Annotated in this window: 13 protein-coding genes; 8 read left to right on the plus strand and 5 right to left on the minus strand. The window is 33.6% G+C overall.

Annotated features, from left to right (window positions below; all coding sequences use genetic code 11):
* Window positions 1-8 precede the first annotated feature (8 nt).
* Both MVE07_RS02940 and MVE07_RS02945 read left to right on the plus strand, forming a co-directional pair.
* The gene (locus MVE07_RS02940) at window positions 9-3266 is read left to right on the plus strand and encodes an efflux RND transporter permease subunit (protein WP_297453759.1); all 3258 of its coding nucleotides are present in this window, start codon (window positions 9-11) and stop codon (window positions 3264-3266) included.
* A 159-nt stretch (window positions 3267-3425) separates the two neighbouring features.
* A complete protein-coding gene (locus MVE07_RS02945) occupies window positions 3426-4625 on the plus strand; it encodes an AAA family ATPase (protein WP_297453762.1) in 1200 nt (399 codons plus the stop codon).
* Window positions 4626-4632: 7 nt separating this feature from the next.
* On the opposite strand, the gene rsmI is transcribed toward MVE07_RS02945, so the two are convergent.
* The gene (rsmI, locus tag MVE07_RS02950) at window positions 4633-5460 is read right to left on the minus strand and encodes a 16S rRNA (cytidine(1402)-2'-O)-methyltransferase (RefSeq protein WP_297453772.1); all 828 of its coding nucleotides are present in this window, start codon (window positions 5458-5460) and stop codon (window positions 4633-4635) included.
* Window positions 5460-6257, minus strand: a complete 798-nt coding sequence (locus MVE07_RS02955) for a hypothetical protein (RefSeq protein WP_297453774.1) — start codon at window positions 6255-6257, stop codon at window positions 5460-5462. The genes rsmI and MVE07_RS02955 overlap by 1 nt, the downstream gene beginning before the upstream one ends.
* Window positions 6258-6348: 91 nt before the next feature.
* Between MVE07_RS02955 and leuS the strand changes: the two genes are divergently transcribed.
* The 3 genes from leuS to MVE07_RS02970 are packed head-to-tail and all read left to right on the plus strand — an operon-like array spanning window position 6349 to window position 10374.
* Window positions 6349-9033, plus strand: a complete 2685-nt coding sequence (gene leuS / locus MVE07_RS02960; protein ID WP_297453776.1) for a leucine--tRNA ligase — start codon at window positions 6349-6351, stop codon at window positions 9031-9033.
* Between the two features lie 18 nt (window positions 9034-9051).
* Window positions 9052-9879, plus strand: a complete 828-nt coding sequence (locus tag MVE07_RS02965; protein WP_297453778.1) for a hypothetical protein — start codon at window positions 9052-9054, stop codon at window positions 9877-9879.
* A gap of 60 nt (window positions 9880-9939) precedes the next feature.
* On the plus strand, window positions 9940-10374 hold the full coding sequence (locus MVE07_RS02970; RefSeq protein ID WP_297453780.1) for a universal stress protein: 435 nt from the start codon (window positions 9940-9942) through the stop codon (window positions 10372-10374).
* On the opposite strand, the gene MVE07_RS02975 is transcribed toward MVE07_RS02970, so the two are convergent.
* Window positions 10375-10878, minus strand: a complete 504-nt coding sequence (locus MVE07_RS02975) for a DedA family protein (RefSeq protein WP_297453782.1) — start codon at window positions 10876-10878, stop codon at window positions 10375-10377.
* 139 nt (window positions 10879-11017) lie between these two features.
* On the opposite strand from MVE07_RS02975, the gene MVE07_RS02980 reads away from it, so the two are divergent.
* Window positions 11018-11590: a UbiX family flavin prenyltransferase gene (locus MVE07_RS02980; protein WP_297453783.1), complete on the plus strand. Its 573-nt coding sequence runs from the start codon at window positions 11018-11020 to the stop codon at window positions 11588-11590.
* Here MVE07_RS02980 and MVE07_RS02985 read toward each other — a convergent pair whose 3' ends face one another.
* Entirely contained in the window at window positions 11591-12130 is a 540-nt protein-coding gene (locus MVE07_RS02985) for a Uma2 family endonuclease (protein WP_297453784.1), read from the minus strand.
* Window positions 12131-12195: 65 nt separating this feature from the next.
* Between MVE07_RS02985 and MVE07_RS02990 the strand changes: the two genes are divergently transcribed.
* Entirely contained in the window at window positions 12196-13074 is an 879-nt protein-coding gene (locus tag MVE07_RS02990) for a tyrosine-type recombinase/integrase (RefSeq protein ID WP_297453786.1), read from the plus strand.
* Here the strand turns inward: MVE07_RS02990 and MVE07_RS02995 are convergent.
* Window positions 13054-14202 carry an anthranilate synthase component I family protein gene (locus MVE07_RS02995; RefSeq protein WP_297453788.1) on the minus strand — a complete coding sequence of 383 codons (1149 nt, stop codon included), beginning with the start codon at window positions 14200-14202 and terminating at the stop codon, window positions 13054-13056. The genes MVE07_RS02990 and MVE07_RS02995 overlap by 21 nt on opposite strands.
* 61 nt (window positions 14203-14263) lie before the next feature.
* Here MVE07_RS02995 and MVE07_RS03000 point away from each other — a divergent pair, with 61 nt between their 5' ends.
* Entirely contained in the window at window positions 14264-15010 is a 747-nt protein-coding gene (locus tag MVE07_RS03000) for a hypothetical protein (RefSeq protein WP_297453790.1), read from the plus strand.
* Window positions 15011-15077: the final 67 nt, after the last annotated feature.

Consider the following 15077-nt stretch of genomic DNA (forward strand, 5'->3'; position numbering starts at 1 on the left):
GAAAATAAATGGATAAGATAAAGAAACAATACGGGCTTGCCGGAAAGATAGCTAAGGCTTTTATCAATTCACCTCTTACACCTTTACTTGTTTTAGCATCACTGCTAATGGGACTTTTTGCAGTTTTAACAACTCCAAGGGATGAGGAACCTCAAATTGTTGTTCCTATGATTGATATTATGGTTCCTGCACCGGGTAAGCAGGCAAAAGAAGTTGACAAGCTAATCACAAAGCCACTTGAAAAAATAATGTGGGAAGTTTCTGGTGTTGAGTATGTTTATTCTTACGCAGGAGATGGGTTTGGAATAACCACAGTTAGATTTTATGTTGGAACAGATCCTGAAGATGCACTGGTAAGGCTTTATAGTAAGTTAAATTCTAATATGTATAGAATGCCTCCAGGCACAATGCGACCTATTGTAAAACCAAAATCAATTGATGATGTTCCTATTCTTGCTCTGACATTTTACAGTGACAAATATAGTTCTTATGAACTTAGAAGATTTGTTGAACAGGTTGAAGATGAACTTAAGCAGTTAACAAATGTAACAGAAACCACAATAATAGGTTCCAAACCAAAAACAATAAATATATATTTTGACCAGGCTAAACTTAACGCATATCATATAATGCTTCCTCAAGTAGTTCAGGCACTGCAACAGGCTAACTTTACACTGCCTTCAGGGGAAATTGATGAGAATAATTACAAAGTAAAGGTAAGGACAGGGCAGTTTCTTAAAACAGTTGAGGATGTTAAAAATGTAGTTATTGGGGTTTACAACAACAAACCAATCTTTATAAAAGATGTTGCAAAGGTATTTGAAGGGGAAGGAGAACCTACAAATTATGTTGAGTTTGGATACGGAGTTCAGGGAGAAGGAGATAGACATAAGATTTATAATGCTGTAACCCTTGCTATAGCAAAGAAAACAGGAAGTAACGCTGTTTTTGTCGCAGAAGACATTCTCCATAAACTGAAAGAAATCCAGGAAAAATATCTACCAAAAGATGTTCATGTAAAAGTAACAAGAAACTACGGTGAAACGGCTACAGAAAAGGCTAATGAGCTGATTGAACACCTTTTAATAGCAACATTTTCTATTGTTCTGCTGATTGCTGTAACACTTGGATGGAGAGAGTCCCTTATAGTTGCAGTTACTATTCCTGTTACACTGGCAATAGCACTGTTCCTCAGTGAGCTTTATGGATACTCACTAAACAGGGTTACATTATTTGCACTTATATTCTCAATCGGTATTCTGGTTGATAACTCTATTGTTGTTCTGGAAAACATACACAGATGGCTTGAGATGCGGAAACTTCCGCCTGATGAAGCGGCTGTCGTTGCAACAGATGAGGTTGGTAACCCAACAATCCTTGCAACATTTGCAGTTATTGTTGCTCTGCTTCCTATGGCTTTTGTTACAGGTATGATGGGCCCTTACATGAGACCTATACCTGTTAACTCTTCTGTTGCGATGTTCTTTTCTATGCTTGTTGCATTTATCCTGACACCGTATCTTGCAATAAGATGGCTTAAACATGAAGTAGAAGAACTTACTCCGAGAGACCTTGAGAAAGAGGAAGAGGAGACAGCAGGAGTTTTAGCAAAGTTATTTGAAAAAATCTATATGCCCTTATTTAAAAGCCGTTTAAAAAGATGGATATTCCTCGGTGTAATGGGATTGTTACTTCTGATATCTGTTGGAATGATTGTTAAAAGAGCCGTTCTTGTAAAAATGCTACCTTATGATAACAAAAGTGAACTGTTTATTGTCCTTGATATGCCAGAAGGAACAACTCTGGAAACTACATATACCGTAGCTAAAAAGCTTGCTGATTATGTCAAAAATGTGTCGGAAGTGGAAAACTATGTAATATATGCAGGAGTTCCTGCACCATTTGATTTTAACGGTCTTGCAAGGCACTACTATCTAAGAAAAGCACCTTACTATGCAATGATAAAGGTAAATCTTATTGGAAAACATGAAAGAAAAGCCCAGTCCCACGAAATAGCAGAAAGAATAAGAGATGATATAGCAAAAATTGCCAAAGCAAACGGTGCAAAATATGTGGCTGTTGTGGAACCTCCACCGGGACCACCGGTGCTTTCTCCGATAGTGGCTGAGGTATATGGTCCAGATTATAATGAGCAGTTAAAAATTGCACATAAAATAAAGAAAATATTTGAACAAACACCGGGAATTATTGATGTAGGAATATACGCAAATCTACCTCAGAGGGAATATATCCTGAAAATAGATAGGGAAAAGGTCAAACAGTATCACTTGAACGAAGAAATAATAGTTAAAACAATGAGAGTTGCACTTGCAGGATACGATGTCGGTCTCCTGTATTCAGATAAAGATATAGAACCTGTCAAATTATTTGTTAGACTTGATGATAAAAGTAGAACATCACTTGAAAAATTACTTGCGATGAAAATACCAACACCAAAAGGTGGTATTCCAATTGGAACATTTGTTAAAGTAGAAAAAGGCAGCACACAACACGATATTTACAGGAAAAATCTGCAAAAAGTGGTTTATGTAATTGCTAATGTTAATGATTCTGTCGGTTCTCCAGTTTATCCAATTATAGACCTGTGGGATAAGATAAAAGAGATTAAAACTCCTGATGGGAAAGGAATTACAGAGCTCTTAACCCATCAACCTGAAATAGAAGACAAATACTATGTAAAATGGGACGGAGAATGGCAGATAACATATGAAACATTCAGGGATATGGGAATTGCTTTTGCAGTTGCAATTGTAGTTCTGTATATGCTTCTGGTTGGATGGTTTGGTTCATTTAGAATGCCTGCAGTAATAATGTCTCCAATTCCATTTACACTGGTTGGTATAATCCCGGGACACTGGCTTATGGGAGCATTCTTTACAGCAACTTCTATGATTGGATTTATAGCCCTTGCAGGTATTATTCTCAGGAACTCTATACTGCTTGTTCAGTTTGCAGAAGATAAGCTAAAAGAGGGATACTCTGTTGAAGAAGCGCTTCTTGAAGCTGGTATAGTTAGAACAAGGCCAATTCTATTGACAGCTGCTGCGATTATCGTTGGTGCTTTTGTTATTATATTTGACCCGATATTTAATGGTCTTGCTATTGCTCTGATATTTGGAACAGGTGCTTCAACCCTGATTACACTGGTTGTTGTTCCAGTTCTGTATTACATGATAGAAAGAAAAAGAGCACTTACACTTGGTATGGCACCTGCTGTTCCAATTGATGAAAAACCAGAAAAATAATCATATAGGGGCGTCTTCGCCCCTTTTATTTTTGTTTAAAATTTCGTATATAAATTTTTAAATTTGTTCCCCAAATACTTTCAGGAAAAAATATCTGCTTTCTGACCCATTATCAAATTGTTTATTATATTAAACAAAATTTGATATAATTTGTTTATTATGGAAAACATTTTTAGTTTATTTCAGGAAAGATTTATAAGTTTACTTGCCAGATTTGATATTAGCTATAAAAGGTATTTTTATAAAAAAATAAATCTAAACGATAAATTAATTGGTATTATCGGGGCAAGAGGAGTTGGGAAAACAACATTTCTTTTACAATATCTCAAAGAAAATAAGCTTCCGATTTCAAAAAAACTTTATATATCAGCAGACAGTATAGAATTCAGTGATATTTCTCTATTTGAGTTCGCAAAATATTTTGAAAGTGTTGGAGGAAAAGTCTTAGTAATAGATGAGATTCATAAATATAAAGATTTTGAAAAACATTTAAAGCAAATTTATGATTTTTTAAATCTGAAAGTTTTATTTTCAGGTTCCTCAGCTATCAGATTGGAACACTCCAAAAGTGATTTAAGCAGAAGGGCTGCAATTTATAAAGTAAATGGTCTGTCTTATAGAGAGTTTTTAGAATTAAAACTTGGAGTTTCATTTAAAAGCTATACTCTTAAAGAAATTTTAGAGAATCATATTGATATTTCTTATGAAATTTCAAAAATCATAAAGCCCCTTGAGTATTGGAAAGAATACTTGCAAAAAGGTTTTTATCCATTCTATTTTGAAAATCCAGAAACTTATTACATAAAACTGGAACAAATCATAAATACAGTAATAGAAACGGATCTGCCTTTTGTTTTTAACATTGAAATTGAAAACTTAATTAAGTTAAAAAAGTTAGTAAAACTGATATGTGTTTCAGAACCTTACGAACTTAATTTATCCAAATTGGCTCAGAAAATAGAGATAAACCGAGTTACTTTATACAAATATATAGATTATCTACATAGAGGAGATATTCTGTTTATTTTAAAATCTTCTCAAAAAGGAGATAGTATTTTTACCAAACCTGAAAAAATATATATGAACAACACAAATCTGAATTATTGTTATTGTGAAAATCCTAAAATCGGAACAATAAGAGAAACATTTATAATTTCAATGCTTCGGGAAGACCATCAGATTGAATATCCTAAAAAGGGTGATATTAGGATTGATGGAAAATATATATTTGAGATAGGAGGAAAAAATAAAAAACAAACTCAGATAAAAAATCTAAAAAATAGCTTTTTGATAATAGATGATATAGAAGTTGGAACAAAAAACAGAATACCGTTGTGGTTGTTTGGATTTTTGTATTAACTAAAAGTCATCTTGGTATATTTATCACTATTTGATAAGCCTGGTTTTTAGGGATTTTGTATTGCTGGGAAATTGTTTTGGCTATCTCTTTAGCTTTTAATCCTTGAGAAATAAGTTCTTTTATTGTTTTTTCTATTTCCTCGATATCAATCTGTTTTTCTACAACAGGATGGCATATTATAACAAATTCACCTTTCAGGTATTCCTCTTTTGAGCTTAATTCCTGTATAACCTGTGCAGGTTTGCCTCTGAAGAATTTTTCATGGATTTTTGTAAGTTCTTTTGCTACAACAACATCGGATTCAGGAGCAAGTTCGTTAATATTTTGTAGTGTGTTCAAAACCCTTTTAGGACTTTCATACAGTATAAACGTTATTCCTATATTTATAAGCTCCTGAAGCCTTTTTAGTTTTTTTTCTTTTTTGTTAGGCAGGAATCCTTCAAACAAAAATCTATCTGTCGGAAGTCCTGAAGCTGATAATGCCACAGCACCTGCAAATGCTCCCGGTATCGGAACAACCTGATAACCTTTTTCCCAAGCCAGTTTTACCACTCTGTATCCTGGGTCAGATATGCAGGGAGTGCCGGCGTCAGATACAAGAGCTATATCTTCCTTCTCCAGCAAAGAAACAAGTTTTTTTGCTGTTTCTTCTTCATTATGTTCGTGGTAAGAAATAAGTTTTTTTCCTGTAATTGAGTAATGGGTAAGTAGCCTGTGGGTTATCCTTGTATCCTCACAGGCTATAATATTTACTGATTTTAAGACTTCAATAGCTCTAAATGTTATATCTTTTAGATTTCCTATTGGTGTTGCAACAACATAAAGCGTTCCCATTATGGAAGGACAGCAGATAAAGTTGTGTTTTTGATAAATATACCGTTTTTATAAACGGAAACTTCTCCGTTTATGAGACCATTTATACGCTGATTAACTTCTCTTTGTAATATTTTTATCCTTTTTTCTGTGTGTGGAGGTATAGATATTTCAGAAAATTTTTTATTTTTCATTTCCCAGATAATAAGATTTATTTTTCTAAAATCAACTACAGTATTGTTATCTATGATTAGATATCCTGTTAAATATTTTTTCCCGTCTCTTATATCAAGAATATAATGAACTTTCCAGCTTATCCCCTGAATTGGATACTTTATTTTGAATGTTTCAGATTTTGCTTCATTTGAGTTTACTTTTAATGTTATTTGAGGGGAGAAAAGTTCTTCCCATCTTTCAGGTGAGGATATTCTGGAAGGAAATTCAGGTAGAGTTGTAACTATAAATCCTTTTTTAGAGTTTATTGTTATGTATTTGCCGTTAATTGAGATAACATCTCCTCTGATTATTCTGCCTTCTCCTTCAATTGTTACATGTTTTCCTATGAGATTTTTTTTCCAGTTTAGAGAAGTTTTTTCCAGAATGTAGCTGCTGATTGTTGAACCACCTGTTGTAGATATTTTAATTGCATTGTAATCTGCAATAGGAAGAATAGAAATCGGGCCAATCAGATTTTCTCCCTGAGCTACCATAAACTCTTCTTCTTGAATGTATGTTGCATATTTGCCTTTAGTTAAAATCAGGGTATCTGCGAAAGTAATTGAGAATATACACAGAAACACAACCAGAATTTTTTTCAATTTCTCACCTCGCCATAGTTATTTGAAGATAATAATATAACAAATATTTTATAATATCTTATTGGCTAAATAATTGTCAGGAGGACTTTCTTTGAGCAGAGAATACAACTTTTCCCAGATAGAAGAAAAACTTCTTAAAGAATGGGAAGAAAACAATGTATTTAAAACAGAAGAAAAGCCAGATAAAGAAAAATTCTATGTCCTTGAGATGTTCCCTTATCCTTCAGGAAGAATTCATATGGGACACGTTAGAAACTATGCTATTGGTGATGTTGTAAATAGATACCTTAGAATGAAAGGTAAAAACACCCTTCACCCTATGGGATGGGATGCTTTTGGAATGCCTGCTGAAAATGCAGCAATAAAAAGCGGCGTCCATCCTGCAAAATGGACTTATGAAAATATTGATTATATGAGAAAAGAGCTTAAAAGGCTTGGTTTTTCTTATGACTGGGATAGGGAGGTAACAACCTGCTCTCCAGAATACTACAGATGGAACCAGTGGATTTTCCTTAAAATGCTTGAAAAAGGCATAGCTTACAGAAAATCGGCAGTTGTTAACTGGTGCCCCCATGATATGACTGTTCTTGCAAATGAGCAGGTTATAGAGGGAAGATGCTGGAGATGTGATACCCCTGTTGTTCAAAAGGAAATACCTTCATGGTTTCTTAGAATAACAGATTATGCTGAGGTTCTTCTTGATGACCTTGAGGAGCTAAAGGGAAAGTGGCCTGAAGCTGTTCTTACGATGCAGAAGAACTGGATAGGAAAGTCTATTGGTGCAACAATTAGATTTCCAATAGAGGACTCAACCTCTGTTTTAGAGGTATTCACCACAAGACCAGACACCATTTTTGGTGTTACATTTATGGCTTTAGCCCCAGAACACCCCCTTGCAATAGAACTTGCAAAAGGCACAGAATATGAAGAAGAAGTTGAAGCATTTGTAAATAAATATCTCTCAATGTCCACAAGAGACAGAAACATCGTTGATGAAAAAGAGGGTGTCTTCACAGGTAGATATGCCATAAACCCATTAACAAATGAAAAGGTTCCAATATGGATAGCAAACTATATCCTATGGGGATATGGAACAGGAGCAATTATGGCTGTTCCTGCTCATGATGAAAGAGACCACGAGTTTGCTAAAAAATACGGTATTCCTATAAAACCTGTTATAAAGCCTGTTGAAGGAGAACGGGATTACGAAAAAGAGGCGTTTACAGAAGAAGGTATTTTAATCAACTCCAATGGATTTGATGGATTAACCTCAGAAGAAGCAAAAGAAAAAATCACTCAGGAGCTTGAAAAAAAAGGCATAGGAGAAAAAACTATAAACTTCAGGCTTAGAGACTGGAATATATCAAGACAGAGATACTGGGGAACACCAATTCCTGTTATATACTGTGATGATTGTGGAATAGTCCCTGTTCCAGAAAAAGACCTTCCTGTAGTTCTTCCTGAAAATGTTGAGTTTACAGGAATGGGTAATCCACTGGAAAAGGTTGAAGAGTTTGTAAATACAACCTGTCCAAAATGTGGAAAGCCAGCAAGAAGAGAAACAGACACAATGGACACATTTATAGATAGCTCATGGTATTTCCTTAGATACTGTGACCCTCATAATTACAAAGCACCATTTGATAAAGAAAAGGCAGACTACTGGATGCCTGTTGACCTATATATAGGTGGTATTGAGCATGCAGTTCTTCACCTTCTTTATTCAAGATTTTTCACAAAATTCCTGAAAGAAATAGGACTTGTAGATGTTAAAGAGCCATTTACCCAGCTTTTAACTCAGGGAATGGTTCTAAAAAAATGGATAAAGATAGAAAAACTCCTTGAGATATTAGGGCTCACCGAGAATTCAACTCTAACAGAGCTTTTCGCCAAATATAATATAGACAAAACAGATGATAAAACCATAAAACAGTGGCTTGAGGAAAACCATTTAACAATAAACGATAATGCCACGTTACTCTTTGAGAAACTCGGGCTACCTATGGAAAAACTCAAAGAGCTTGAGGAGGAATACGGAAAAGCAGACAAAATGTCCAAATCAAAACATAACACAGTTGACCCTGATGAGATGATAGCAAAATACGGGGCTGATACAGTCAGGTTATATACTCTATTTGCTGCACCACCTCAAAATAGCTTTGCATGGACAGATAGCGGTATAGAAGGAGCACATAGGTTTTTAAGAAGGGTGTGGAATTTTGTAAATGACAGAGCAGAAGAAATAAAAGGCGTATCTTATTCAAAAGAAGACTTTAAAAATCTATCAGAAGAAGACCAGAAGCTTAGAAGAAAACTCCACCAGACAATCAAAAAAGTAAATGATGATATAACCAGAGAATACCAGTTTAATACTGCAATAGCAGCTATTATGGAGCTTATGAATGAACTTACTTCATATAAGGGAGAAAATAAAAAGCTGTTAAAAGAAGCGATAGAAAATCTAATTTTGATGCTTTCCCCTTTTACACCGTTTATTGCAGACGAACTGTGGAGAATAATTGGGAATACCGGTTATACAATTGAACAAAAATTCCCTGAGCCAGATGAAGAGGCTTTAATAGAAAAAACAAAAGAGATACCTGTCCAGATTAACGGTAAAGTTAGAGCTAAAATAACTGTTCCTGCAGATGCAGATGAAGAAACCGTCAAAAATATTGCTTTTGAAAATGAAAATGTCAAAAAATGGACAGAAGGTAAAAATATAGTTAAGGTTATCTTTATAAAAGGAAAAATTTTGAATATAGTTGTCAAGTAAACAGGAAAGGGGAGGGGGATGAAAAATTTTAAGGAAACATGGAGCTGGGCTTTTTCTGTTATTGGTATACCCAAATTATTCTGGAGTTTATTTTTTCTATTGTTTGGAACAACAATAATATCTTTTATTCCTATTATTGGAAATATTACTATACTGATAGAAATTGTATTTTTTTCAGTATCTTTGAAGATAGCAAAAATTTTTGACGAAAGTTCTTCACGACAGGAATATAAGAATAAATTGGCTTCACTGGAATTTAAAAAACTTCTTTTTGATGAAATAGTTAAAGCTTCCGCTGTTTTTCTCGGGTTTATTATTATTATGGTTATTTCTTTTATTTTGACCTTTCTTCCTATATTTTTCCTTGCTCTTAAAGGTGCAACAGGAGGTAATATAGATTTTTATGATGCATTGTATATGCTGCCGTTTTTAATCATTATTTCAATTATTTTTTATATGTACCCATACATTATAGGTAAGGTTGCTTTAAAGTCTGAAACTTTTGAAGATGCCTTTAAAGCAATGTTTGCTTTTGTTTTTCCTTCTGAATTGAAAAAGGTAATTTTCAATCTGAAGTATTTTATTCTTTCTTTGAAAGCTTTTTTAGTGTTTTTAGTCATAGGTATCATATTTTTCATTTCTCTCATTCCTGTATTTCCTGCCATGGCAAAACTGGATGAAAATGAATTTAGTGCCTTGTTAATTCTAGATTATTTATACATCTCTATTGTTTTTTCTTTTATATATCTATATATGCTGTTTTTTATGTCAAATTTTTATGCCCTTGCTTACAGAACAGCAGAAGAAAAAACGGAATTTGAGAAATCTGTTCAGGGATTGTTTTAAAGATTACATAACACTATGATAAACTAAAGATAAGGTCTATCTATCTAAGGAGGAGCAGAAATGGCTTATAAAAAAATACTCATCGGTTATGATGGCTCTGAAGCAAGTAAAAAAGCACTTAACAAAGCCGTTGAACTGGCAAAAAGCTGCGAGAGTGAGCTGCATATTGTAGGTGTTGTAAGGCCTTTCGAATTTGCTGCTATAGATTATATTCCTCCTGAAGAAATAGAAGAGTATGAAAAAGAGGAATTAACAAAAGAAGAAAAATATCTAAAAGAAGCAAAAGAATTTGCTGAACAAAATGGTATTGAGGCAATCACTAAAGTTCTTGAAGGGGAACCTGCAGAAGAGTTAATGGCTTATGCAGATGACAACGGCTGTGACCTGATTGTTGTTGGACATAGGGGTGTTGGTGGATTTAAAAGAATGCTTCTTGGAACAACAGCCGGAAACCTTGTTAAATATGCAAATCAGTCTGTTTTAGTTGTTAAATAATTAAGCTTTTTTCCATTTGTCAATTAATTTGGGATATATTAGAACAACAAATAGAACAAGAATAAGGAATGCTACTGCCGCAAAGTAGTATTCCTTTGCCTGCCCAAAGAAATGCTCTGCTGCTTTTCCAAAAAAGTATCCAATAGATAGATATATTACTGCCCAGAAGAAAAGAGATATTAGATTAAAGAATATAAACTTTCCGGTGCCAAATCCGGTTGCACCCATAAGCATCATAGGGACAATTCTCATTCCATATAAAAATCTGATTATAAAAATTGATAGCACACCGTATTTTTGCAAAAGTTTTTTTGCCCTTCGGTATTCTTTACGGGTATGTCTGTTTCGTAATAAAATCTGGCGGCCTTTCCATTTCCCTGCGAAGAAATATAAAAGCTCATGGGAAAAAGCGCCTGCCATAGCAGATATAAGGGAAATATATGGATTAAGGAGTTTCATTTTTATAAAAAACCCTACAACCAGTAAAAATAATTCACCCTCCAAAAATGTGCCTACAAATACGGCAATATATCCGTAATGTTGAAGAAATTGCTCTAAGTTTTCTATTTATATTACCCCCTTATATATATCAGATTTATTATATCCCATTGATATACAACTCAAAAATATGTATTATTCCAGTATGGAAAAGGAAATAGTTTTGTGTATCACTGGGGCAAGTGGAACTGTTTATGGGCTCAGGTTGCTCGAAGTATTATCTGAAAACTTTACGGTAAATCTTATTGTTTCAAATAGTGCATTTACAGTTATGGAAAAGGAATTGGATATTTCAAAGGAAGAATTTTTAAGAAAGTTGCCTGAAAACTGTATTTTTTTCTCCCAAAATCAGATATACGCCCCTGTGGCAAGCGGCTCTAAACTTGTGCAAACAGAAGGGGTTATCGTTGCTCCCTGTTCAACTGGAACATTAGGGGCTATTGCAAATGGAATATCCAGCAATCTAATTCATAGAGTTTGTGATGTTGCTTTAAAAGAAAGGAAAAAACTTTATTTGCTTATTAGAGAAATGCCTTTGTCTCTTATACATTTACAGAATATGGAAAGGATTACACAGGCAGGGGCTATTGTTTCTGTAGCTTCTCCGGGATTTTATCATAAGCCTCAAACAATAGAAGATATGATTGATTTTGTTGTTGGGAAGGTTCTGGATAGTTTTGGGATAAAGCACAATTTATATAAAAGATGGCAAGGGTAATTATGCAAAAAGTTCTTTTATATCTATTTTTGCCTTACAACCATTTTTTAAACTAATTTCAAGAAAACCATCTTCACCATCAAAATATTTATCAAATTTTCCATTTACAAGCTGGAAAACCCTTACCTTTTTAATATCCGGATAAGCCAGAATATAAAATGGAACTTTTTCCCTTTCGTATATCTCAAATTTTATATGTTCATCTTTGTATGCCGTTGATTTTGAAACCACCTCAACAACTATTTCAGGGGTTTCCTTTAAGTATTCCTCTATATCTTTGCATATTACTATTAAATCAGGTCTGACTACAGTATCTTCGGATATAATCCAGTCAAGTTCAGGGTAAACTTTACAGTTTTTATTGCATTTTTCCAGTTGGTTTGCTATCTGTCTTCCTATTTCAAAGGCAACTTTTTGGTGTTTTCCTAAAGGAGACGGTGCCATAGCATAGGCAGTTCCCTCTATAAGTTCCCAATCCCCTTCCCATTGCCTATAATCATCTACCGTATATCTGGGTAAATGTTTTGCTTCTATACCCATTTAAATCCTCAAAAAATTTTTTTAATGGTATTATAAATTTTAATATTTAAAGGTGGTTTAGCAAGGTGAAAATTTCTGAATGTGTTGAGCTGTTTTTGTCTTATATATCTGATAAGTCACCGCATACTATCAAAAACTACAGGTCTGACCTTAAACAGTTTGCTCAGATTGTTGGGGATAAGGACGTAGAAAAAGTAACAAAGGCTGATATTGCAAAATTCAGAATGGTTCTCCAATCCCATAAGAAAAAATCCTCAACAATAGCAAGAAAACTTGCATGTATAAACTCATTTTTTGAGTATTTAATAGATTTAGAGATAGTAAGCTCTTCTCCAATAACTCGCTCCCATAGACCGAAAATATCCCAGAAAATACCTTCAGCCCTTTCCCATGAAGAAATTAAAAAAGTTATAAATGCAACAAAAACATTAACAGAAAGGGTTATTGTGGTTATTATGCTTACAACAGGGCTTAGGGCATCTGAACTGCTTGGGATAAAACGGGATAATATTTTGCTGGAAAAAGAGGGAAAGATTTTTAATGTTGATGCTATTTATAACACAGATTTTTCTGAAGAAGATATTATGTATATCAGGGTTACAGGAAAAGGGGATAAAGAACGGGAAGTCCCAATAACAGGAGAGCCTATGAAATTGTTTATAGAGTATCTGAAGTTTAATAATTCACCACAGGTATTTCCTATTTCTTACTATTCTCTTTGGAAGATGATTGTAAATATCGGTAAAAGAGCCGGTTTATCCTTACATCCCCACAAACTCAGGCATACAGCTGCAACTATTGCATTGCAATCCGGGGCTGAATTGAGGATTATTCAGGAGCTTTTAGGCCATGCTTCTCCTATTACAACTGCAAGATATGCAAAAGTTGGTCAAAAGCAGCTTTTAAAAGCCACAAAAGCCCTTTCAGAGAATATCAAGTTTTAATCCCATTGCGTGCAAATTTGCTTTTGCCTTTAAAATTGTTTCCTGATACTCGCTTTCTGGGTCAGAATCGGCTACTATTCCGCTTCCTATATAGACATAGGTTTTGTTTTTTTTGAATATACTTTGTCTGATGGCTACGCTGGATACAAAATCAAGATTAGGTTTGATTAAAAATGTTATTCCACAATAAACTCCTCTTCTGTGTTCCTCAAGTTCATCAATAATCTCGATTGCTCTTTTTTTAGGTGCACCTGTCACAGAACCGGGAGGAAAAGTATTTTTTATTATATGGCTAAACAGTGTATTTTCATTTATTTCCGCAGATATAGTGGAGACCATCTGCAGCAAGGAATTATATTCCTCAATATCAAATAGTTTCTCAACATGAACGGAGCCAGCAACGGCTATTCTCCCAAGGTCATTTCTCATAAGGTCTGTTATCATTAAATTTTCTGCTCTTTCCTTTTCTGAGTTTAAAAGCTCGTTGTAGTAATTTTTCCCGACAGGACGGGTCCCTTTTATAGGTTTTGTGTATATTTTTTTACCTGTTTTTTCCAGAAAAAGCTCCATTGAACCTGATATCAGGGAAAAATTCTTTTCCTGTATATGCATCAAATAAGGAGCAGGTTGGTATTTAATTAGATTTCTAAATATTTTATCGATGTTGAAAAATCCGTCTATTTCTATTCTGTGTGAGAGATTTACCTGATAGATATCTCCCTCTGATATGTATTTCTTGGCCTTTTGAACCATTTTGATAAATCTGTTTTTGTCTGGGAATTTTATCTTTTTTATTAGTGAGGAGTGTTTTTTTTCTTTTTTTAGTTGAGGTTCAAAATTTTTGAAAAAGATCATGTAAATTTCAGGTAATCCGATATCATCTTTCTTATGGGATTTTTCAGGGAATAAATGCTTTTTGTAATCATAGGAGATAAAACCTGCTGCAAAGAGTTTGTTTTTCAGGATAAGTTTTTCAAGTATTGGTAAAGGATTGGTTGTTTTTATAATTTTATTATTAATGATTAATATATTACTTTTATAAATAGCCCTATATACGGGTTTATTTATGGTTATATATTTATACCCGGAAAGCCATTTTTCTTTATCTGAAAAAAATTCTATTTTCACCCTTCCTTCCTATAAAAAATCATATATAATTATAATTAAGGAATTTTCTAAGAGGGGGATGATGAAATACAAGGTTTCTAAAGAGGAGTTAGACGCCCTCTTTAGAGAAGTTTATAGCTCTCCTCAAGCAGAGAAAGATTATACTACACCTTCTTTAAAAATTGAAGAAGAGTATAAATTTCTGGCGTATAAGTATAAATATGCTTTGAAAAACTTTTTAATATCAAATATCCCTGTCCAGTTTAATATTATTTCATTTAATTCGTATGTAGGTAATCAAATTTCGGAGAAGAACTTTTATATAAATGGATATGATGTTGAAAAGAAATACAGACTATATGTATGTGCTTCTGAAAGTATTGAGGATATAATAAACCAGCATCTTAATTTTGATGTGAATAAGCTATTGAATGATAAATTTAATATTCAAAGTTTTCTTGATAATTTATCTGATGTAATGGTTTCCCAGCTAAAAAATGATTTTCCTTTCACTTTTAGAAAAATAAATAGACCTGTTATCCAGTTTTATGAAGATGAATTTGTAAAACTGGAATATAAACTTGATATAAAAGGGAAAACAACCCAAATAAGTTTGTTAATTGAAAAAACAATGGTTGATGCTGTTGATATATCACCGTTTGTTTTTTCCCCGCCTACAACAATTGGGAAGAAGAAAGTTAAGAAATTAAAGGATATGCTTCCAGTTTCATTTGAAGTTGTTTCAAAACCTATTAATATTTCTGTAGATATGCTCAATTCCGGTCAGGAAATAGAGATAACACCTGAATTTATAAAGCAAATAAGGTAGGAGGCCATCATTAAAGATACAATAATTAGATTTTTATCAAATGATGTAGATGATATTCAGGTTATAG

Source organism: Persephonella sp. (assembly GCF_027023985.1).
GTDB lineage: Bacteria > Aquificota > Aquificia > Aquificales > Hydrogenothermaceae > Persephonella_A.

Coding starts and splice junctions, on each gene's coding strand:
- MVE07_RS02965 (WP_297453778.1), top strand. CDS start 9,052: ATGAAAAATTTTAAGGAAACATGGAGCTGGGCTTTTTCTGTTATTGGT.
- MVE07_RS03000 (WP_297453790.1), top strand. CDS start 14,264: ATGAAATACAAGGTTTCTAAAGAGGAGTTAGACGCCCTCTTTAGAGAA.
- MVE07_RS02970 (WP_297453780.1), top strand. CDS start 9,940: ATGGCTTATAAAAAAATACTCATCGGTTATGATGGCTCTGAAGCAAGT.
- MVE07_RS02940 (WP_297453759.1), top strand. CDS start 9: ATGGATAAGATAAAGAAACAATACGGGCTTGCCGGAAAGATAGCTAAG.
- MVE07_RS02985 (WP_297453784.1), bottom strand. CDS start 12,130: ATGGGTATAGAAGCAAAACATTTACCCAGATATACGGTAGATGATTAT.
- rsmI (WP_297453772.1), bottom strand. CDS start 5,460: ATGGGAACGCTTTATGTTGTTGCAACACCAATAGGAAATCTAAAAGAT.
- MVE07_RS02980 (WP_297453783.1), top strand. CDS start 11,018: ATGGAAAAGGAAATAGTTTTGTGTATCACTGGGGCAAGTGGAACTGTT.
- MVE07_RS02945 (WP_297453762.1), top strand. CDS start 3,426: ATGGAAAACATTTTTAGTTTATTTCAGGAAAGATTTATAAGTTTACTT.